The organism is Roseateles albus, from assembly GCF_028595345.1.
Taxonomy (GTDB): domain Bacteria; phylum Pseudomonadota; class Gammaproteobacteria; order Burkholderiales; family Burkholderiaceae_C; genus Paucibacter_A; species Paucibacter_A albus.
Genome location: NZ_JAQQXT010000001.1, coordinates 520,725 through 542,151, shown reverse-complemented (window position 1 = coordinate 542,151; position 21,427 = coordinate 520,725). Strand labels below are relative to the sequence as shown.

The following is a 21,427-nucleotide window of genomic DNA, read 5'->3' as shown; positions in this document are numbered from 1 at the left end:
CTGCCTATCTAAGCAGCTTTCTTGACGGCTACTTTCTTCGCGGCGGCCTTCTTTGCCGGCGCCTTCTTGGCCGCAACCTTCTTGGCTGCCACCGTCTTGGCTGGCGCGGCGGTCTTGGCGGCAGGTTTGGCCGAGGGCTTGGCGCCCGGCTTGAGCGCACGCGGCTCAAACTCGAACATCACCTTGCCTTCCTTCTTGTCATAGGCCAGGAAAGCCTTGAACTTGCGCCGCGTCTTGTTGGAGACAAAGTTCTCCAGCAAAGCGGTCTTGCCCTCACTCAAGAGCTTTTGCATCTGCGCCACTTCAATCGGCTGCTGCAAGATGATCTTGCCGCTCTTGAAGTCACAGGTCACCGCCGCACCGACCGCGTGCTCGCAGACATAGTTGGACCCATGCTCGAAGACATGGCCCTGGCACTTGGGGCAGGCGCCCAGCGAAGTCTGCGCGCTGAAGTCGACCGGCTCGCCGTCACCCTCGGCCTTCTTGGCGTCTTCGCCGAAGTCGAATTCAAGCTTCCAGTTGTGGATCTCGTCGTCATAGACCAGCGCCAGCTCGGCGGTGAAAGGCCAACCAGCCTTGGAGCGGAAGCCCTCCAGCGGGCCGATCTTCTTGTCAGTCAAGAACTTCTCGACCTCATGCAACTCGAAGCTGCGCCCGCCGGGGATCTTGCCGATCGAGAAGCCGCAGCCTTCGGCAGCACCTTCAGCACCGATGCAGGTGTAGCGACGGTAGTTTTCTTTAACGATGCCGCCGCATTTCGGACAAGGGGCCTTCAGCGTTGCGTAATCGCCGGGGATGGTGTCGCGGTCATATTCCTTGGCTTTTTGCACCACGCGCTCGGTCATCGCGGCGATCTCGGCCATGAAGGTGTCGCGGTTCAAGCGGCCTTTTTCCATCTCGGCCAGCTGGAATTCCCAGTTGCCGGTCAGCTCGGGCTTGGTCAACTCTTGCACATCAAGGCCGCGCAGCAAGGTCATCAGCTGGAAGGACTTGGCGGTGGGCACCAGCTCGCGGCCATCGCGCAGCATGTACTTCTCCATGATCAAGCCTTCGATGGTCGCGGCGCGGGTGGCTGGCGTGCCCAGGCCCTTCTCGGTCATCGCGGCGCGCAGCTCCTCGTCGTCGATCAGCTTGCCCGCACCTTCCATCGCCGACAACAGCGTCGCTTCCGTGTAGCGCGCCGGCGGTTTGGTCTGCAAACTCTTCACATCGACGGACTCGGTGCGCACCACTTCGCCGGGCGCCACCGCGACCAAGTTGGCGTCATCCTCTTGCACCTCTTTGCCGTAGACAGCCAGCCAACCTGGCTTGACCAGCACCTTGCCATTGGTCTGGAAGTTCAGCTCCTTACCCGCTGCCTTGACGGTAGAAATCCGCGTCGTGACCAGAAACTCGGCCGGCGGGAAAAAGACGCCCAGGAAACGCTTGACCACCATGTCGTAGAGCTTGGCCTCGATATCGCTGAGGCTTTTGGGCGCTTGCAGCGTCGGGATGATGGCGAAGTGATCCGAGACCTTGGCGTTGTCGAAGACCTTCTTGGTCGGCTTGATATAGCCTTCCTTCAGTGCCTTGCGGGCATGCACAGACAACTCGCGCAGCGGGCCCGGCATGTCCTCGTTGGCGATCATCTCGGCGGTCTGCTTGGCCACGGCCAAATAGTCCTCGGGCAGATAGCGCGAATCGGTCCGTGGGTAGGTCAGGACCTTGTGCTTTTCGTACAAGGCCTGGGCCAGGCTCAACGTTGTCTTGGCCGAGAAGCCAAAGCGCGAATTGGCCTCGCGCTGCAAGGTCGTCAAGTCATAGAGGCCGCCGCAACTGCTGGTCGTGGGCTTGCTTTCCTCGCGTACGCTGGCCGGCTGGCCGAGTGCGGCCATGGCGATGGCGTCCGCATCGGCGCGGTTCCAGACGCGGTCGGCGCGGCGCTCGAGGTCCTCGTCCTTCTTCCAGGCCGGGTCAAACCACTTGCCCTCGTACTGACCGGCAACGGCGTCGAAATTGGCGCGCACTTCCCAGTAATCACGCGAGACATGCTTGCGGATTTTTTCTTCGCGCTCGACCACGATGGACAGCGTCGGCGTCTGAACCCGGCCCACGGTGGTCAGGAAGAAGCCGCCATCACGTGAGTTGAAGGCCGTCATCGCCCGCGTGCCGTTGATGCCGACCAGCCAGTCGGCCTCGGAGCGGCAGCGCGCGGCATCGGCCAGCGGCAGCATCTGCACGTCGCTCTTGAGCTTCTCGAACCCATCGCGAATCGCTTGCGGCGTCATCGATTGCAACCACAGGCGCTCAATCGGCTTGGCAATGGCCGCCTTGGCGGTGCCGGCATATTGAACGATCAGACGGAAGATCAGCTCGCCCTCGCGGCCCGCGTCACAGGCGTTGATCAAGTGCGTGACATCCTTGCGGCGGATCAGCTTGACCAGGGCGTTCAGGCGGCCCTTGACCTTGTCGATCGGGTTCAGATCGAAGTGCGGCGGTATCACCGGCAGATTGGCAAAACTCCATTTGCCGCGCTTAACGTCGAATTCCTCCGGCGCCTTGATTTCGACCAAATGGCCGACGGCGGAGCTGACCACATATTGGTCACTCTCGAAATATTCATCAAACTTTTCGAACTTGCCGGCGCTGGGAGTCAGCGCGCGGACGATGTCTTGAGCCACGGAGGGCTTCTCGGCAATGATCAGGGTCTTGCTCATGATGATGATGTTTTCTTTTCGTCAATGATCGGGGTCACAGCAAACCAAGCCAGACCCTGCCTACAATCCGGCCTCGCGCACATACACACGCACGCACGCACCCACACGCGCGCACACCCATGAATTCAATGTACCTAAAAAGCCGATGAGCTCGTCAACAGCGAAAAAAACTGTCAAGCCGGCGCCAGCGGCCAAAACCGACAAAGCGGCCAAACCAGCAGGCCGACGCATTCAGGTACGAAATTCCGGCGTCCATGGGCGCGGAGTCTATGCGCTCGTGCACCTCAATGCCGGCGAGCGGCTGATTGAATACACCGGCGAGCGCATTTCTTGGGACGAAGCGATGGACCGCCACCCCCATGACCCGGCCCAGCCCAACCATACTTTTTACTTCCACATCGAAGACGGCCGCGTCATCGACGCGCTGCATGGCGGCAACAGCTCGCGCTGGATCAACCACGCCTGCGACCCTAACTGCGAAGCCGATGAGGAAGACGGCCGGGTGTTCATCACGGCGCTGCGCGACATCTGCCCCGGCGAAGAATTGTTCTATGACTACGGCCTGACGATTGACGAGCGCTACACGGCCAAGCTGAAAAAAGAATTCGCCTGCTACTGCGGCAGCCCCGAATGCCGTGGCACCATGCTGGCGCCGAAACGTTGAGTTATGCCGCCGTGACACCCGCTTATCAAAACTGGAATGCAGAGAGTCTTTACGAGGCCCTGCTGCCGCTATTGCCCGGCATCAGCATTGAGGTGCTGGCGCGTGCCGAATCAACCAATAGCGCGCTGCTGGACCGCATCAAGAGCGAAGCCCGCAGCGGCGAGCCCCAGCCCTATGGCCGGCGGGCCCACGATATGCAGCCCTGCTTGCTGGTGGCCGAGCATCAGACCCATGGCCGTGGGCGCTTGGGCCGGGCTTGGCTATCTGCGCCGGGCAGCTCACTGACGTTTTCACTGGCCTTGAACCTCGCACCCGCCGATTGGTCGGGCTTGTCGCTGGCCGTGGGCTGCGCGATTGCCGAAGCACTCGAACCCAGCCAATCGGCAAACCATGCGCCTCGCTTGACGCTGAAATGGCCCAACGATATCTGGCTGGACGGCCGCAAGCTCGGCGGCATCTTGATCGAGACCGTGACGGCCGGCGAAGGCCGCATGGCGGTGATAGGCGTGGGATTGAATATCAAGGAATTGAACGCCGGCAAGGACAGCGAGGACTCCCCCAGCCTGCAGTTCAACACCGGTTTTGCCGCATTAGATGAGCTGCAGCCGGGCTGCACCGCCCCCGCTGCACTGGCCTTGATCGCCCCGGCGCTGGTGCAATGCCTGCAAGATTTTGAGCAAAACGGCTTTGCGGGCTGGGCCGAGCGCTATGCCAGGCGCGACCTGACCCTGGGCCAATGCGTGACGGCAGGCGCGGTCGAGGGCGTCTCACGTGGCGTCGGCGCGCAGGGCGAATTGCTGCTGCAGACCCACCAAGGCATCGTAGCGATCAATGGCGGCGAAGTCAGCGTGCGCCTGAGCGCAGGCACGCACGACTGTGCAGCGCCGCAGCAACAAGGCTGACCCTGATGTTGCGCGCCCTGGTCCTGCTCTTGATCGTGTTGAACGGGCTGTTTTTCGCCTGGACCCGCGGCTGGCTGGACGGCGCAACAGGCATCAAGGCCAGCGGCGACCGTGAGCCGCAGCGTATCTCCGCCCAGGTGCACCCCGAGCTCATCACGCTGCTCAGCCCGCAGGCCGCAGCCGCGCTACAGGCCCGCAGCTGCCTGGAGTTAGGGCCCTTGAACGGCGACGCTGCGCTGGCCGAGGCGCAGACCGTGTTGCAGCGCGCCGGCTTGACGGCCAGCGACTGGCAGGCGCAGACCAGCGAGCTGCCTGGTGTGTGGGCGCTGGCGACGATTCGCCTGCCCTCCAAGGACTTCCAGGCTCGCAAGGAAGAAACCTATAAGAAGATGAAAATCGGCTTTGAATACCTGAGTGGCCCGCCCGAAGAGCTGCCCACCATGGTGCTGAGCCGCCACGCCAGCGACAAGGCAGCTCTTGCCGCGCTCGATGCTTTGACGCAGCGGCAGTTGAAGGGCCTGCGGGTGATGCAGCTGCAAGCACCGCAGCAGCGCCACAAGCTGATCGTCCCCAAGGCTGACAGCAGCCAGGCTGCCAAGCTGCTGGGCCTGGCTAAGGAGCCCGCCTTGCATGGGGGCTTCAGGGCTTGTTCGGCACCTGCGGCAAGCGCGGCCTCAGCTGCAACTGCGGCTTCGGCGCCCGCCTCAGGCGCCGCCAGTTCGCCTTGAATTCGCAGCGCTCGGGCGGCGCAAAAGCCAGGTCGAGAAGCCCAGCAGCGCGACCCACAGGCTGCTGAAAGCCCCGCCACCGCCGCCGCCGCCACCACTTTCGGCCACCGGCACCGGGGCCGCCGCGATCGCAAAGCTGCGTGAGACCGGTGCAGCCGCTTCATAACTGCTGTCACCCGCCTGAGTGGCCGTCACCGTGCAGGTGCCCACCGCCACCAAGCTCACCGTGCTGCCGCTGACCGTGCAGGTCGCCGGCGTGCCCGAGGCGAAGGCCAGCGCCAGGCCCGAGCTGGCACTGCCCACCAAGGCAACAGTGCCACCGCCCAGCACCTGATCGGCCGGCGCGCTGAAGCTGATGGTTTGGGTCGACTTGAAGGCCGAAGCTGCGGCCAGCGCGGACGCTGCATCCAGCATGCCGGCGCCACAGGTGCGGTCGGTGCAGTAACACTCTAGTTGCTCGGATGAGGTCGGCGCCACACATTGCGCGGTTCCTGCCGTGGCGCCGGTGGCGACAAAGGGGCGGGCTGTCTTTTGCAAAATCGACAGAACCTCGTTTGCCTTCAACGCGGGCTTGGCCGACAGCATCAATGCCACCGTGCCGGACACAATCGGCGCCGAGAAACTGGTGCCTACCGAGGCCGAGTTGTTCGTATAGGCCGCGTCGGCCGCAACGGGACTCGTAGCGCCGCTATTGGTGGTGCTGAGCATGGGGAACAGGCAAGCACCGGTCAGGTTGACGCAATTGCCGCCCGGCGCGGCGATGGACACCTCGGGCCCAAGGCTGGAAAAACCGACCTTGCTGCCGACATGGCGCAGGCCGGTGACGGCAATCACGCCCGGGCAATTGCCGGGCAAGCCAACCGCCAAGCCCGCGCTGTTGCCGGCCGCTACGACGATGGTGGCGCCGGCGGCGATGACTTGATTGATGGTGTCGCGATACAGACCTCCGGTGCCGCTCGTGTCACAGCTGCCCGTGCCACCCAGGCTCAGGTTCAAGACCTTGGCCGGGTTCGGATTGGTCGGCAAGCCTGACACCGCGATGCCGGCCGCCCATTTCATGCCGGCCATGATGTCGGAGTCATAGCCGCCGCATTTACCCAGCACGCGCACGGGCAAGAGCTTGACACCCCAGGCCACGCCGGCGATGCCCAGGCCGTTATTGCTGGTCGCTGCGATCAAGCCGGCCACTCTTGTGCCATGCCAGCTGCTGTTCCCGATGTCGGAGGCATCACAACCCGCACCGAGCGCACCGCTGTTGATGTCGGCCTGGGTCACATAGTCGCCGGGGTCGGAGGCGTCGCTATCGCGCACTGCGTCGCCGTCGCCTGCGGTCGCCGCGTTATTGATCATGTCGTAGCCGCCCACGAACTGGCCGGCCAAGTCGGGGTGATCCTTGCGCACGCCGGTATCCAGGACGGCCACCACGACGGAGTTGTTGCCGGTCGTGATGTTCCAGGCGGCCGGAGCATTGATGCTGGAAACCGCCTCACCGGGCACGCTGCTGGGCGCCTTCAAGTACCACTGACCATTGGCCGAGCCATTGCCTGCCGTCGGCGCGACGCCGCCAAAGCCGGCGTAGAGCGGATCATTGGGCGCCACTGCGCTGTGCCGCCGGCGCTGATCGACGACCACCATCTCGACCTCGCTGTCTTGCGCCAAGCGCTTGGCCAAGGTGGCCGAGTCTATGCCCTTGGCCGTGAACACATGGGTGCGCTCATCCAGGCTGCGGTGTGCTCCCAGGCGCACCACGCCCTTGTTGACACCGGTGCGCATGCCTAAACCGGTGGCGCGGGTTTGGGCGATATCCTGGGCCGATGCGCGGCCTTCCTTGGCCGACATGATCTTGGCGCGCACGCTGGGCGCAGCGGCCTTGAAGCGCACGATGACACGGGCATTGTCCAGTTTGACCGGCACAGCCTCGCTGCTCGCCGCGAGCGCGGAGGGCAGGCTTTGCGCTCCACCCACCAGCAGCGACGACAAGATGGCAAGAGCAAGAATGGGGTACTTCATGACCGGACAACTCCAAACGAGAGGCGCCGTCCGCGCGGCGCAAGTCTAGGCAGTTTAGACGGTGGCCTGGCGGCCCATGCGTAAAGAAGGGCAATTGCCGCCCCTCAGTTTGTGTCAAACCGGACATAAAAAAAGCCTTGCTTGTTGACCAAGCAAGGCTTTGCAGGAAAGGCGCGAGATTGACTCGACGCTTTAGCTTTACTTCGCGATCACGCGCACCATCTCGAGCACCTTGTTCGAGTAGCCCCACTCGTTGTCATACCAGGCCACCAGCTTGACAAAAGTGCTGTCGAGCGCGATGCCGGCATCGGCGTCGAAGATCGAGGTGCGGGCGTCGCCACGGAAATCGGTCGCCACGACTTTCTCTTCCGTATAGCCCAGCACGCCCTTCAAAGCGCCTTCGGATTGCGCCTTGAACTCGGCGCAGATTTCCTTGTACGAGGCTTCGCTATTGAGCTCAACCGTCAAGTCCACCACCGACACGTCGCTGGTGGGCACGCGGAAGCTCATGCCGGTCAGCTTTTTGTTCAGCTCGGGGATCACCACGCCGACGGCCTTGGCAGCGCCAGTGCTCGAAGGAATGATGTTTTCCAGAATGCCGCGGCCGCCGCGCCAGTCTTTATTGCTCGGGCCGTCGACGGTCTTTTGCGTCGCGGTGGCCGCATGCACAGTCGTCATCAGGCCGCGCTTGATGCCCCATTTGTCGTTCAAGACCTTGGCCAATGGCGCCAGGCAGTTGGTCGTGCACGAAGCGTTGGAGATGATGGCTTGGCCGGCATAGGTCTGGTGATTGACGCCGAACACGAACATCGGTGTGTCGTCCTTGGAAGGTGCCGAGAACACCACCTTCTTGGCGCCCGCTGCCAGATGCTTTTCGCCCGAAGCCTTGTCGAGGAAGAGGCCGGTGGCCTCGACCACGATGTCGGCGCCGACTTCATTCCACTTCAGTGCGGACGGATCACGCTCTTGGGTCAGGCGGATGGTCTTGCCGTTGACGATCAGGTTCTGGCCATCGACCGAGACTTCGCCGTCGAACTTGCCGTGCACGCTGTCGTACTTCAGCATGTAAGCCAGATAGTCGGGCTCCAGCAAGTCGTTGATGCCGACAACTTCAATTTCCTTGAAGTTTGCGATGGCCGCGCGGAACACCATACGGCCGATGCGGCCGAAGCCGTTGATACCAATCTTGATCGTCATGCAAAAAGCTCCAGTTCAGGTTAAGGAAGGCGTTACGGGTAAAGGGCTTGGCTGAAGATCGATCTTGCCGCAAGGCACATCAATCACCAGCGTTTCTCCAAGCAACTGCTTGGTCAATTTCGGATTCAGAGTCAATTCCATATTTCGCAACCAGGCCAAGAACTCTGCCCGATTCGGGTCGCTGGAGCCAAGTTCACGGACCCCATTGGACTCGACAGGGCGCATCGCGGTCCATTCCACCTGGAAGGGGCAGGCCATGCTGGCAAAGTCAAAAAAAGCGGGTCGTTCCTGCCACCCTTGCACCGAGCCCAAAAACTGCTTCAGTGACAACTCGCTTGTCTTGAAGTGCGCAGGCTTGGTACCGTCGTAGCTAAACAAGAAACGCTGACGGAACGCAAACGGCTTATCACCGGAATTCCGGCAGGGCATTCGATAGTCGGCCAAGTACGCCAATATCTCGTTTTCCAAGGCGCCCGGTGCATCGGAATAGATGATCTTGGTTTGAGGGCCGACCTGCCCGTCCCCGTCGAACGAAGCTTGAATGAATATCTTGGCGATAGCGCCGGCATACTTTGGCCCCAGATTCGGGGCGTCAGGATTGCGCTTGGGCATGACCAAGCAGTTTCGAACCAGGTCGCTCGTCAGCGCCGCAGCCCGCAGTGGCTTCCCTTCGGCCGTACCCAAGGGAGAAAAATGGAACTCCTGGATAGCCACCACAGCTTGAGACCCCAGGCATGGCAGTCGATAGCTGGCAAGGTACTTCAAGACCTCGTCATGCACGGCCTCATTGACCGTATTGGCCAACACCTCGACTTTGGGCGCTTGATCGGGGCGATCAAATGAGAGCTTGACGCGCAGAAAAGTAGCGTGGTCGCCGCGATTCTCACGCATCAACTGCTCCGACACCGGCAAAGGCCCTGCGGCTCTGGTCAGGCATTGAATGGCCTGACCGCCCTCGTCGCTGGGCAATACCGTGATCGCCCGCGCCGCGCCGATCAAGGCGGCCCAAAGCAGCCCGACCGTTGCCACATTGCGCAAAAACCCATTTTTTTTCTGATGGTTATTCAAGCGCTTCTCCTCCCTTCATTTTCTTGCAGCGGTCAGCGCTTCTTGCCCAGCGCAACCTTGACGGTGGCGGCGACATTCTCGGGCGTGAAGCCGAAATGCTTGAACAGCACCGGTGCCGGGGCCGATTCGCCGTAGGTGTCGATGCCGATGACGGCCGCGCAACCATATTTCCACCAGCCGTCCGTCACGCCCATTTCCACCGCCACACGCGGCAGACCTTCGGGCAGCACGGACTTCTTGTACTTGGCGTCTTGGCGGTCAAACACGCTGGTCGAAGGCATGGACACGACGCGCACGCCGATGCCGTCCATGGCCAACAACTCTTGCGCGCGCATCGCCAACTGCACTTCGGAGCCGGTCGCGATGATCACCGCCTGAGCCTTGCTCTTGATGCCGACCGAAGCAGGCTCGGCCAGGACATAAGCACCCTTGCTGATTTCGTCCAGCGCCTTCTTCGGCGCATAAGGCAGGTTCTGGCGGCTCAGCGCCAGCACGCTTGGGCGGCTCGCGTTGCCCAGCGCCATCGTCCAGGCGACCGCGGTTTCGGCCGTGTCGGCCGGGCGCCAGACGTCCAGACCGGGGATCAGGCGCAGGCTGGCCACATGTTCGATCGACTGATGCGTCGGGCCATCTTCGCCCAGGCCGATCGAGTCATGCGTGAACACGTGAATAACGCGCAGCTTCATCAGCGCGGCCATGCGGATGGCGTTGCGGCTGTAGTCGCTGAAGGTCAGGAAGGTGCCGCCGTAAGGGATGTAGCCGCCATGCAGGGCGATGCCGTTCATGATCGCGGCCATGCCGAATTCGCGCACGCCGTAATTGATGTGGCGGCCACCGTTGGCGCTGCCGTCGGCTTCCAGACGGAAGGCGGTTGCGGCCTTGGTGTTGGTCAGGTTGGAGCCGGTCAGGTCGGCCGAGCCGCCGAGCATTTCGGGCACGGCGGCAGTAAAGGCTTCGAGCGCGATCTGGCTGGCCTTGCGGCTGGCCACGGTTTCGGCCTGCGTGTGGGCGGCGATCACCGCATCAACGGCGGTCTGCGCGAAGCTGGCAGGCAAGTCGCCGGCCATGCGGCGCTTGAACTCAGCGGCCAGCGCGGGGTGAGCCTTGGCGTAAGCGGCAAAGCGCTTGTCCCAGGCGGCTTGCAGTTTGGCGCCCTGCGCCTTGGCATCCCAACCGGTATAGACCTCCTTGGGGATCACGAAAGGCGCGTGCGCCCAGCCGATTGCCTCGCGGGTCAGCTTGATTTCGTCGCCGCCGAGTGGCTCGCCGTGCGCCTTGGCCGTGTTGGCGCGGTTCGGGCTACCCTTGCCGATATGAGTCTTGGCGATCACCAGGGACGGCTTGTCGGTGCTCAGCTTGGCCTTTGCAATCGCGGCGTCAACGGCGTCGATGTCGTGGCCATCAACCGGGCCGATCACGTTCCAGCCATAGGCCTCGAAACGCTGGGCGGTGTTGTCGGCAAACCAAGGCGCAACCTGGCCGTCGATCGAGATGCCGTTGTCGTCATAGATGGCGATCAGCTTGTTCAGCTTCCAAGCGCCGGCCAGCGAGCAGGCCTCGTGGCTGATGCCTTCCATCAGGCAGCCGTCGCCCATGAAGACATAGGTGAAATGGTCGACCACCGCGTGCTTGTCACGGTTGAATTCCTTGGCCAGCATCTTCTCGGCCAGCGCCAGGCCGACCGCATTGGTGATGCCCTGGCCCAGTGGGCCGGTGGTCGTCTCGACGCCGGGCGTGATGCCGACTTCGGGGTGGCCGGGGGTCTTGCTGTGCAGCTGGCGGAAGTTCTTCAGCTCTTCGATGGACAGGTCATAGCCGGTCAGGTGCAGCAGCGCATAGATCAGCATAGAGCCGTGGCCATTGCTCAGCACGAAGCGGTCACGGTCGGCCCATTGAGGGTTCGTTGGGTTATGGCGCAGATGGCGGTTCCACAAGGCGACGGCGATATCGGCCATGCCCATGGGCGCGCCGGGGTGGCCGGAATTGGCTTGCTGCACGGCGTCCATGGCCAGTGCGCGAATGGCGTTGGCCATCAAAGTGGGGTTGCTTGCAGCGGTAGTTGCCATGGCTTGAGGAGCTTGAGGAGCTGGAGTTTCGAGGAGGGGTAACCCGGGATTTTACTAGGCCGGCGCGCGCCGCTCGCTTGAAGGCCGCAAGACTAAATCACAGCCCGTCTAAAACCATTGATCCAGAGCAAGCCCGGAGGCGCAATTCGTGACAAGCTGCCGCGAAATATTCGCAGCAGAAAAAGCGCCAAATGGCGTGGATAGCGCTGGAGACAAGCATGACGACGAAGCCGCTGACGATCAAGGTTATTCAGGATGAACATCTGGCCTTGGGCGAGATGCTGCGTTCGGTACCGCTGCTGCTGGCCGACTGGCGCCACCGGCAAACCCTGCCCACGGCCAGCGACTTCGCGACTCTGCGGGCCATGCTTTTTTACATCGACGAATTCCCAGCGAAGCTGCATCACCCGAAAGAGACCGAGCTCTTGTTCCCCAAACTGCGCGCCCGCGCGCCGGAGATTCGCGGGGTACTGGACAGGTTGGACGAGGAGCATTTGCGCGGCGAACGCGCGATTCGTGATTTGGAACATGCGCTGCTCGCCTTCGAAATGATGGGGGAGCCGCGCCGGGCGCCCTTCGAGCAAATGACCGAGCGCTATATCCGCGCCTATTTGAACCATATGCAGATCGAAGAGCGCGAGATCCTGCCGCTGGCGCTCAAGATGCTGAGTGCCGAGGACTGGGCCGACCTGGATGAAGCCTTTGCCGCCAACCGCGACCCGCTGACCGGCCACGAGCCCGAGGAGCAATACCGGGCTTTGTTTCAAAAGGTCCAATTCAGCTTGCCGCAATCGGTACAAGCAACGCAAAAAGGCGGCCGCACCGAGGAACCGGGCGGCCGCCTTGCCATCTAACAGCCGCTATGGGCTGCCGCTGTATTGATCAGCCGCGGCGGCGGCGTGTCAGGCCCAGCAGCGCGAAGCCGCCGGCCAACATCATCAGCGAGGTGCTGGCTTCTGGCACGGCCGAGATGTTGTCAAAGCCAACTTCCTTGCCGGCGCTGCCGGTCAAGTCGAAGGACTTGGCGGTGCCGCTGAAGCTCAGCGTCATTTGCTTCCATGAGTCAAAGCCAGTCGACGATGTGGCGCTCAGGTCGATGGAGCCCAGCAGAGTGCCGGAGCCGTTCAGGCCCGAGTAGGCCTTGACGGCGCCGGTCAGGCCTTCTTTGCTTGCATAGAAGAACGACAGACCCTTCTCAACGCCGGCAGCCACGTTCATGAAGGCCGAGGCGCCGTTGTTGTCGTAAACGTAGGCGACGCCTTGTGCCGATGGGGCGCCGGAAAAATATGTCTGCACATTGTCATTCGACAAGCCGGACACGCCAACGAACTCAACGCCCAGGTTGTCGCCAGTGGACAGGTCTGAGGCGGCTCCACCGTTGTAGAACCCGTCAACGGACACACCATAGTCCCATGTCTTTTCAAAGTCGACCACGAAGCTCGTGGCGCCTGCGAAGGCTGGGGCGGCTGCAAACAGGGCCAGAACGGCCAGGCGAGAAAGCTTCATGGGGATGATCCAAGTTGGGGAGGAAGGGAGGGAGAGACAGTGAGTGGCCAACATAGCCACATTGCGCCGCCAGTCTATGCACGCAACACGACAACAGTGTGACCACGCCGCCCCTCTTGCGGCCGCCATTCGGATCAGGCAATGCGGGCGGCTAGCAGGGCCCAGAGCAACACTGTCATCGCCGCTTCATATGACGACCTTACGCTCTGCGCTTCTCGTCCCATACCCACAGGCCTCCCCCGATGACTCAGCATTTTGATCGCCGCCTTTTGTTGCGAGGCCTGATGGCCAGCGGCCTCCTCGCCTGCTTGCCATCGGCGCGTGCCTGCGAGTTTTTCTGCACCACCTTGCGCGTCACTCACCCTTGGACCCGCGTCTCAGCCGCGAACGCGACGACCGCCATCGTCAGCATGAAGTTCGATGAGGTCTCCGAAAACGATCGCCTGATCCACCTCGAGACGCCGGTCGCGGCCGGGGCTGAGCTGGGCGGTGTCGGTGTCGGTGCCAGCAAGCGGGAATTGAATTTCTTGATCCCGGCCGGCCAGGAAACCCTGCTCAGCGAAACCGGCACCTTCATCCGCTTGACCGGCCTGAAGCACCCGCTCGAGCTAGGCCGCAGCTACCCCTTGACCCTGGTGTTCGAAAAAGGTGGTCGCATCGAAGCCGACCTCAGCGTCGACTACGAAAGCTAAACATTCACCGTAGGCCATCAGGCACGGGCAAACCGTCACGCCCAGGTCACCTGCGCTGCCTACGATCGCGCCGCATGCTGTCGCCCTGCCAAAAAACACCGGCAGATCCTTGACAGGCTTTTACCCCGCCCTTCCCTCCACCCCTCCATCAGAACAATCAGGAGTTGCATCCATGAAATTCGGTTTCAGCAAGAGCCAGCTCGCCCTCGCGGCGCTCGCGGCCATCGCCATCGTTCCTAGCACTGCCAGCGCTGTCACTGCCGCCCCCGCCGGCAAAGCGGCCGGTCAATATGTCGCAGGTGACTTCCACAACCACACCACCTGCTCGGACGGCTCGATCTCGATGCAAAAGCTGGTCAAGAAGGTCACCGACAAGTCCGACGGCACCTTCGGTCTGGACTGGTTCGTCCAAGCCGGTCACGGCGGCAACGGCAACCGCAACTGCACCTTGGCTGAAGACGCCTCGCTGAGCACGCCTGCCTACCCTTATGTGGCCGGCACGGGCCCGAGCACAACCTGGGCCAAAAGCGTTGGCGGTGCCGCCATCAAGGGCGACGGTGGCGGCGTGGCCGGCAACGGCAATATGTGGCGCTGGCAGTCGCTGCAAGAGTTCCAGTACCCGCTGGTGGAATACTTGGCAGCGCTGAAGAACCAGCCGATGTTCCTGGGCCTGGAGTCGGTCGTTGCCGGCCACGAGCACAGCTCGATGAGCATCATCACCGGCCAGATGCCTGCCGGCTTGGACGGCGCCACGCTGCCCAATACCCCTGGCTACACCGCGCTTGGCAATGCCAACGCGCTGGCCCAATGGTCGTACTGCTTTGACCGTGGCGACACCGACAAGAGCCGCGGCAACGTCACCGGTTCAAGCAGCGGCAATAACTGGAACTGCGCTGTTCCCGGTAGCTTGAACGCCGCCGATCCAAGCTGGAACGCAGCAGCCCAGAAGCTGATGCCCGCCGGCGGCGCTGGCACCGGCAACCGCGGCCATATGAAGACGGTTGAAGCCATCAAGTGGATGGCCCAAAACCACGCCAACGGCAGCTACTACGTGCCCGCCCACTTGGAACGTGCCGGCCCCTTCAACCCGGACGGCAACAACGGCTTCAACGTTGAGCATCTGCGCAACTTCAACAATGCAGGCCCAGCTATCGCCTTCGGCTTCGAAACTCAACCCGGTCACGGCGCTTCGTCGGATCGCGGTGAGTACTACCCAGGCCGCAACAACATCGGCGGCGTGATGGTGGACTCGGTTGGCGGCACGACCTGGGGCGGCACCGGCGTTTACGGCGCCCAAGTCGGCGGCGTCTGGGACGCCTTGCTCGGCGAAGGCCGCAACTTCTGGTTCTTCGCTTCGTCCGACTGGCACAACCGTGGCTCGTTCGGCCCGGATGACCGCCGCTCGACGCAAGACTTCTACCCCGGTGAATATCAGCGCAACTACACCCTGGTGCGCAACGGCGCCGACAAGCTGCGTCCACAAACGATTGTTGACGGCTTGCGCAGTGGCAATAACTTTGCCTCCAGCGGCCAGCTGATTGACCGCCTGGCCTTCGTCGCTTGCGCTTCTTACGCCGGCCCTGCCGCGCGCACGAATGCACAGGTCGAAGCCTTGGCTGTGGCAGCCGCCACCAACAACCGCGCTGTCGAAGCGAGCGGCTGCGCCACCATGGGCGAAAAGCTGGTCGTGCGCCCAGGCGCCGAGATCATCGTGACCGTGGTGGTGCGTGACCCGGCCGGTACGAACTACTCGCCTTACACCTTCCCCAACCCCTCGCTGAAGCAAGTCGGCATCACCCAGGCGCTGAACAAGCCTGTGCTGGATCACATCGATCTGGTGCGCGGCATGGTCAGCGGCTACAAGACGCCGGGCGCTTCCGACTACGCCGGTCAGTGGCCCAACACCTGGTTGGCCAACCCTGATCTAGCCACGGTGCCTGCCGCCGCCAAGAACACCACGGCCGCTGTGATCAAGACCTTCAGCGGCAACGGTGGCTCGGCTTGGACGGCAGTGGCTTCGGGCGTTGACAACAGCGAGTTCCTGAAGATGACTTACCGCATCCCAGCGGTGCAGGCCTCGCAATATGTGCGTCTGCGCGGCAGCAATCTGCCAGCGTCCGTGCCTTTCGAGACCGACGCCAATGGCAACCCGCTGGCCGACATCCACACCAATGCCCGCACACCTGCCAAGCTGAAGATTGCTTGCACCACCGTGGGCACGACCGAGTTTGATGGCTGCCCATCGCATCTGCCGGTCGTGAGCGGCCAGAAGATGGTCGCCAACGACGTCGCAGCCTGGTCTGATCTGTGGTTCTACAGCAACCCGATCTATGTGCAAGTGAACGGATCCACTGTGGTGGCCGGCGTCAAGTAATCCCTTACTGACAAGCCTCGCTTGAAGGGCGCCATGCGGCAAGGCATGGCGCCCTTTTTTTGTTTTCAACCGACGCCTGTAGTCCATTCGGCGAGCGTCTTTATCCTGACATGCACGCGTCATAAGATTCTCGGCTTTGCTGCCCCTTGGCCTCCTGCGCGCACTCGCTGGGCCGGAACCTGACCCCATGTCCACATCCCCCAACACCCCCTCGTTCGCTGGACTCAACGCCCGCCCCGCCAGCCCGGCCAACCAAGCTAGCCCGGCTTGGCTGCGCGAACCGCTGCTGCATTTCCTGGTCTTGGGCGCACTTTTGTTTGCCGTCGACCACGTTTTGGTCGGCCGCTCAGACGACCCGCGCAAGATCGTCGTCGGCGCGGCGGTTGATGCCGAGGCCAAACAGGTGTTCGCCGCTGCGCGCGGTCGCGAACCCAATGAGCAAGAGTTGAAGGCTCTGCGCCAGGTCTGGCTCGACAACGAGGTGCTTTACCGCGAAGGCTTGGCGCTGCAAGTGGACCGGGGCGACAGCGCCATTCGCGAGCGCGTGATCTTCAAGGCACTCAGCGTGCTGGACGCCAACACCAAATTGCCCGCCGTTGACGACAAGATGCTGCGCGCCTGGTTCGAGAAAAACCGCGCCAAATACGATGAGCCAGCGCGCTTTGACTTTCAAGAAGCCGCCCTGTCGGGCGACAACTCGGAAGCGGCCGTGCGCGCCTTTGTCACCGAGTTGAATGGCGGTACGCCGGGTGACGCCAAGGCCGGCCTGCGGGTCTTCAAGGGCCGGCCACACAGCAATATCGTGCAGAGCTATGGGCCCGAATTTGCCAAGGCACTGGAAGCCTTGCCACCCGGCGAATGGCGCGCCCTGTCGACTCGCGAAGGCTGGCGCGCAATGCGCCTGGAAGCTATCAGCCCGGCCAAACCGGCGAACTTCGAGGCCCTGCGCGGCGTGGTGCTGCCTGACTGGACCGACGCCACCATGGCCGAACAGCGCAGCGCCGCCGTGCGCGCCCTGACTAAAAAGTACAAGGTGATCGAATCGGGCGAGGCCAGCAAGCCATGATGCTGCGCTTGTTCAAAAATCTGCTGGCCGGCTTGATGCTGCTGGCTTTGCTGCCGGGCGCGGCTCAAGCGCATGAAATGAGCATGGCCGAGATGCAGCTGCGCGAGATGGCGCGCGGCGAATTCTTCTGGCAATGGACGGCCAGCGAAAAGCGCGCGCCGGCCGAGGTGCTCAAGCCGGTGTGGCCCGACAACTGCGAAGTCGAAGGCAATGTCTTGCACTGCGGCGCCGCCGGCCTGAGCGGGCGCATGGCGATGGACGGTGTGGGTCAGGCCTATTCGGCGGTGATGGTCAAGGTCTTCTGGCTCGATGGCCAGACCCGCGTCTACACCCTGACCGCCGGCCAGCCCAGCGTGCAGCTCTTCGGCTCGGCCGATGACCAACGCGGCATGGGCGAGATCGCCCGCGCCTACACCTTGCTGGGCGTCGAACACATCCTGGCCGGCGTCGATCACCTCCTGTTCGTGATCGCGATGCTGATGCTGGTGGGCTTCAATCGCCGTCTGATCTGGACCATCAGCGCCTTCACGCTCGCCCACAGCCTGACCTTGGCCAGCAGCGCCGTAGGTTGGCTGGTATTGCGCCCGCCGCCGGTGGAAGCGGCGATTGCGCTGTCCATCGTGCTGGTCGCGGCCGAGGCCTTGCACTCGCGCCAGACGATCGCGCGGCGCTGGCCGGCGCTGGTGGCCTTTTTGTTCGGCCTGGTGCATGGCCTGGGTTTTGCCGGCGCGCTGAAAGAAATCGGCCTACCGGATCAGCATCTGCTCATCGCGCTGCTAACGTTCAATCTCGGCGTTGAGATCGGGCAGTTGATGACGGTCGCTGCGGCCTATGTTTTGTGGCGCTTGACGGCGCGCTGGCCTTGGGCCGCCAAGGCGCGCACCGTGCTGCTGTACATGATAGGCGCCATGGCTGCTTACTGGTCTTTGCTGCGCATCACCACGATCTTTGCCTGACCCCTTTGGCCTCCGAACATGTCCAGCTCCGAAATCAGCCCCCTTTTCCCCACGCCTTTTTTGCGCGCGCCGGGCGCCTTGCCGCCCGCCTTGGTGAACGCCTTGGTCTTGCATTTCAGCCAGCAAGCGCAGCAAGAGAACAATGCCTCGACGAATCTCTCGCACACCCGCATGCTCAAGCCCAGCGAAAGCCCCTTGCTGGTCGACGCGGCTGCCTTGATAACGCCCAAATTGAGCGAATTCGGCGCGCTGATGTTCGGCGAGCAAATGGGCTGGTCGCTGAAGGAAATGTGGGTCAATGTGCTGGACCAGGGCGGCCGCCAGGCCATGCACAACCATGCCAACAGCTTTATCTCCGGCGTGGTCTACCTGACCCCGACGCACGAGTCCTCACGCACCGTCTTCATGAAGTCGCCGGGCGGCACCGATTTTTCCTTCAAGAACGACCATGCCGGCGTCACCACCGGGCCCTTCAATGCCGAGAAGTGGATCAGCCCCAATCCGGCGGCCGGTGATCTGGTGCTGTTCCCCAGCTATCTGATGCATGCGGTGCCGCCTAACGAAGGCGAGCGACGCATCACGCTGGCCTTCAATGCGATTCCGGCCAGGCTCGATTCCTGGGGCTACCAAGTCAGCTTCAGCGGCTGAAATGATGGCGATCAAACGAGGTGAAGGCGCAGCCCTGGCCCTGATGCTGGCCTCGGGCTTTGCGGGCCTGGGCTACCAAATCGTCTGGACCCAGCAGGCCGGGCTCTGGCTGGGCCATGAATCGGCTGCCGTGCTGGCGGTGATCGCGGCGTTTTTTGGGGGCTTGTCGCTGGGCGCCTTATGGCTGGGTGCCCGCATCGAACGCTCGCTCCATCCGCTGCGCTGGTATGCGGCGATGGAGCTGATCATCGCCGCTTGGGGCGTCGCGCTGATCCTGCTGATGGCGCCGGCCAGCGCCGCGCTGCTGACGCTGACCGGCGCGCGGCCCAGCCCGGCCTGGCAATGGACGATCGCCTTCGCTGGCAGCTTCATCTTGCTGCTGCCGGCCACCGTCGCCATGGGGGCCACCTTGCCTGCGCTGGAGCGCGTGATGGCGCAGTGGCGCAGCGCCGGCAGGTCGATCGCTACGCTCTATGCCAGCAACACCGCCGGCGCTGTCTTGGGCGTGCTGGCCAGCGCCTTCTGGCTCATTCCCACGCTGGGCTTAAGCAGCACAGCCGTTTTGTGCGTCTTGCTCAATCTGCTGTGCGCGGCCGGCGCCATGCTGCTGCTGCGCGGCCCCGCATTGGCCCGCGCCGATCTTGCATCAAAAGACTCACCCGCCGGTCAAGGCGCCCTGCTGATGCGCCTGGCCCTGACCGGCCTGCTGGGCATAGGCTATGAAGTGATGGTGGTGCGCTTGCTCAGCCAGGTCACCGAGGACACGGTCTACACCTTTGCCATGCTGCTGGCGGTTTACTTGATCGGCACCGCCGCAGGTGCGGTGCTCTGGCAGATGTGGCAGCGCCGGCTGCGCCCCGAAGACGGCGGCGCCCGGCTCACCGATCGCTTGCTCGCGGCCCTCGCGCTGGCATGCCTCTTGGGTGCTGGCAGCCTGTGGGCGGCCGAAGGGCTGCGCGCCATGCTGCTGAGCGCCTTTGGGCCCGGCATGGCGGCGGCGATGGCCGTCGAAGCCGCCTTGGCCGTGGCCGCGTTTGCCTTGCCGACGCTGGTGATGGGTGCGCTGTTCAGCCAACTCTGCGCACAGGCCGCTCAGGCGGGTTTGAGCTTCGGCCGCGCGATTGGTTTCAACACCTTGGGCGCCGCGCTTGCACCGCTCTTGTTCGGCGTGCTGCTGACGCCGCTGCTGGGCATCAAGTGGGCCTTGCTATTGATTCCGCTGGGCTATCTGGCGCTGATTCAAAGCAAGGCTTGGCTGCGCCCGATCACGCTGGTGCCCGCCGCCGCCTGCTTGGCGCTGGCGCTGCTGACGCCGCAGCTGGCCTTTATCGAGGTGCCCGAAGGCGGCCGCATCGTCAGCTACCAAGAGGGTGCCATGGCCGCCGTCAGCGTGGTCGAAGACGCGCAGGGCGTGTCACGCCTGCGCATCAACAACCGCCAGCAAGAAGGCAGCAGCTCCAGCCTCTGGTTCGATGCCCGCCAAGCCTTGTTGCCACTCTTGCTGCACCCTGCCCCCAAGCAGGCCTTGTTCCTGGGCTTAGGGACAGGCATGACGGCCGCATCGGCCGCGCAAGACCCGTCGCTGCGTGTCGATGCGGTGGAACTGCTGCCCGAGGTGATCAGCGCATCGGGACATTTCACCCAAACCCTCAACGAGGGCCAGCCCCAGGAAAATTTGCGACTCATTGCCGCCGATGCACGGCGTTATGTCAGAGCCGCAGCGACGCACTATGACGTCATCATCTCGGACAACTTCCACCCGGCGCGCAGCGGCTCGGGCGCGCTCTACACGGTCGAGCATTTTCAGGCGGTGCGCGCGAGGCTGGCCCCTGGCGGCCTGTTCTGCCAATGGCTGCCGCTGCATCAGCTGGACCTGGCCAGCCTGCGCAGCATCGTGCAGGCCTTTTTGATCGCCAACCCCGCAGCGAGCGCCATCTTGGCCAACAACAGCCTGGAGACACCGGTACTCGGCTTGATTGGCCGCCAAACTGATGGCGCCGGCGGCTTCACCAGCCTGACGGCGGCGCGTGCGCGGCTGGACGCGGCCGCCTTCAAGCGGCCACCGGCGCAATTCGGCATCGAGGACGAATTTGCACTCTTGGGCAGCTTTGTCGCCGGACCGGCAGCCCTGAAAGCCTTTGCGGGCGATGTGGAGGCCAATACCGACGACCATCCGGTCGTCACGCACTTGGCGCCGCGCATCACCTACGCGCCCGACTCGGCACCGCGTGAGCGGCTGCTGGACCTGCTGTCGGCGCTGAGCATAGTGCCCGCAGACTTGCTGAGCGCCCACAAGGGCGCCAACACCGACAGCGACAGCGACGGCGACGCCCGCCTGAGCGCCTATTGGCAGGCGCGCCGTCAGTTCATCGAGGCCGGGCGCCATATTCAGCCCAGCAGCGATCTGCGCGCGATGCTGACTCAGGTGGAGCAGCCCTTGTTCGAAGTCTTGCAGCTCAGCCCGGACTTCCGCCCGGCCTATGACCCGCTGTTGCGCATGGCCCAGGCAATGGCCGGCAGCGACCCTGTCAGGGCGAAGCAGCTCTTGAGCAAGCTGCAGCGCCTGCAGCCGGCTCGCCAGGAAGCGGGCGAGTTTTTGCTGGGCATGGGCGCAAACGGCGAGGTGGCGCAGCGACCGGCCCGCAGCCAAGCTAGCCGACCCTGATTCGCAGGCAAGGCCGCTTTGCGAGGGTTGGCGACGGTTGGCGCGGTGTTTTCTCGCCGATGTCGTGCGTTTGCTCACGCAGCCCATGTGCTGCACTTGCGCACTTGCAAGCAAATGCGATCAAGCTAGAGTCCAGCATTGCGGTCGGCCCGGCGGCGTTCTTTGACGCCGCTGCCGGTCAAGGAGCCA

At 63.2% G+C, this 21,427-nt stretch carries 16 protein-coding genes; 10 read left to right on the top strand and 6 right to left on the bottom strand.

Features of this window, described 5'->3' with window-relative positions:
- Positions 1 to 8 precede the first annotated feature (8 nt).
- Positions 9 to 2,696 carry a DNA topoisomerase III gene (locus PRZ03_RS02230; RefSeq protein ID WP_273598822.1) on the bottom strand — a complete coding sequence of 896 codons (2,688 nt, stop codon included), beginning with the start codon at positions 2,694 to 2,696 and terminating at the stop codon, positions 9 to 11.
- Positions 2,697 to 2,841: 145 nt separating this feature from the next.
- Between PRZ03_RS02230 and PRZ03_RS02225 the strand changes: the two genes are divergently transcribed.
- From PRZ03_RS02225 to PRZ03_RS02215, 3 genes are read left to right on the top strand one after another with little or no spacing between them, the layout of a single operon-like run.
- Positions 2,842 to 3,360 carry an SET domain-containing protein gene (locus tag PRZ03_RS02225; protein ID WP_263534122.1) on the top strand — a complete coding sequence of 173 codons (519 nt, stop codon included), beginning with the start codon at positions 2,842 to 2,844 and terminating at the stop codon, positions 3,358 to 3,360.
- Positions 3,357 to 4,262: a biotin--[acetyl-CoA-carboxylase] ligase gene (locus PRZ03_RS02220; protein WP_273598821.1), complete on the top strand. Its 906-nt coding sequence runs from the start codon at positions 3,357 to 3,359 to the stop codon at positions 4,260 to 4,262. The genes PRZ03_RS02225 and PRZ03_RS02220 overlap by 4 nt, the downstream gene beginning before the upstream one ends.
- 5 nt (positions 4,263 to 4,267) lie before the next feature.
- Complete coding sequence (locus tag PRZ03_RS02215; protein ID WP_273598820.1) at positions 4,268 to 4,990, top strand: hypothetical protein; 723 nt, start codon at positions 4,268 to 4,270, stop codon at positions 4,988 to 4,990.
- On the opposite strand, the gene PRZ03_RS02210 is transcribed toward PRZ03_RS02215, so the two are convergent.
- From PRZ03_RS02210 to tkt, 4 genes are all read right to left on the bottom strand, one after another.
- On the bottom strand, positions 4,967 to 7,000 hold the full coding sequence (locus tag PRZ03_RS02210) for a S8 family peptidase (protein ID WP_273598819.1): 2,034 nt from the start codon (positions 6,998 to 7,000) through the stop codon (positions 4,967 to 4,969). The two genes, PRZ03_RS02215 and PRZ03_RS02210, sit on opposite strands and share 24 nt — an antisense overlap.
- A 198-nt stretch (positions 7,001 to 7,198) precedes the next feature.
- Positions 7,199 to 8,197: a type I glyceraldehyde-3-phosphate dehydrogenase gene (gene gap, locus PRZ03_RS02205; protein ID WP_263556007.1), complete on the bottom strand. Its 999-nt coding sequence runs from the start codon at positions 8,195 to 8,197 to the stop codon at positions 7,199 to 7,201.
- Positions 8,198 to 8,212: 15 nt separating this feature from the next.
- On the bottom strand, positions 8,213 to 9,265 hold the full coding sequence (locus PRZ03_RS02200; RefSeq protein ID WP_273598818.1) for a hypothetical protein: 1,053 nt from the start codon (positions 9,263 to 9,265) through the stop codon (positions 8,213 to 8,215).
- Positions 9,266 to 9,297: 32 nt separating this feature from the next.
- A complete protein-coding gene (gene tkt, locus PRZ03_RS02195) occupies positions 9,298 to 11,331 on the bottom strand; it encodes a transketolase (protein WP_273598817.1) in 2,034 nt (677 codons plus the stop codon).
- 218 nt (positions 11,332 to 11,549) lie between these two features.
- On the opposite strand from tkt, the gene PRZ03_RS02190 reads away from it, so the two are divergent.
- Positions 11,550 to 12,185 (top strand): hemerythrin domain-containing protein, encoded by a 636-nt coding sequence (locus tag PRZ03_RS02190; protein ID WP_273598816.1) that lies wholly within the window; start codon positions 11,550 to 11,552, stop codon positions 12,183 to 12,185.
- A gap of 28 nt (positions 12,186 to 12,213) precedes the next feature.
- Here the strand turns inward: PRZ03_RS02190 and PRZ03_RS02185 are convergent, their stop codons facing one another.
- Positions 12,214 to 12,837 carry a PEP-CTERM sorting domain-containing protein gene (locus PRZ03_RS02185; RefSeq protein WP_273598815.1) on the bottom strand — a complete coding sequence of 208 codons (624 nt, stop codon included), beginning with the start codon at positions 12,835 to 12,837 and terminating at the stop codon, positions 12,214 to 12,216.
- A gap of 242 nt (positions 12,838 to 13,079) precedes the next feature.
- On the opposite strand from PRZ03_RS02185, the gene PRZ03_RS02180 reads away from it, so the two are divergent.
- The 6 genes from PRZ03_RS02180 (at position 13,080) to PRZ03_RS02155 (ending at position 21,238) form a co-directional block, all read left to right on the top strand.
- Positions 13,080 to 13,529 (top strand): copper chaperone PCu(A)C, encoded by a 450-nt coding sequence (locus tag PRZ03_RS02180; RefSeq protein WP_273598814.1) that lies wholly within the window; start codon positions 13,080 to 13,082, stop codon positions 13,527 to 13,529.
- A gap of 172 nt (positions 13,530 to 13,701) precedes the next feature.
- The gene (locus PRZ03_RS02175; protein ID WP_273598813.1) at positions 13,702 to 15,903 is read left to right on the top strand and encodes a CehA/McbA family metallohydrolase domain-containing protein; all 2,202 of its coding nucleotides are present in this window, start codon (positions 13,702 to 13,704) and stop codon (positions 15,901 to 15,903) included.
- A gap of 187 nt (positions 15,904 to 16,090) precedes the next feature.
- On the top strand, positions 16,091 to 16,969 hold the full coding sequence (locus PRZ03_RS02170) for a peptidylprolyl isomerase (RefSeq protein WP_273598812.1): 879 nt from the start codon (positions 16,091 to 16,093) through the stop codon (positions 16,967 to 16,969).
- On the top strand, positions 16,966 to 17,925 hold the full coding sequence (locus tag PRZ03_RS02165; RefSeq protein WP_273598811.1) for a HupE/UreJ family protein: 960 nt from the start codon (positions 16,966 to 16,968) through the stop codon (positions 17,923 to 17,925). Before PRZ03_RS02170 ends, PRZ03_RS02165 begins: the two co-directional genes overlap by 4 nt.
- Positions 17,926 to 17,943: 18 nt before the next feature.
- Positions 17,944 to 18,573, top strand: coding sequence for a TIGR02466 family protein (locus PRZ03_RS02160; protein WP_273598810.1), 630 nt, complete (start codon positions 17,944 to 17,946; stop codon positions 18,571 to 18,573).
- A gap of 4 nt (positions 18,574 to 18,577) precedes the next feature.
- Positions 18,578 to 21,238 (top strand): fused MFS/spermidine synthase, encoded by a 2,661-nt coding sequence (locus tag PRZ03_RS02155; protein ID WP_273598809.1) that lies wholly within the window; start codon positions 18,578 to 18,580, stop codon positions 21,236 to 21,238.
- Positions 21,239 to 21,427: the final 189 nt, after the last annotated feature.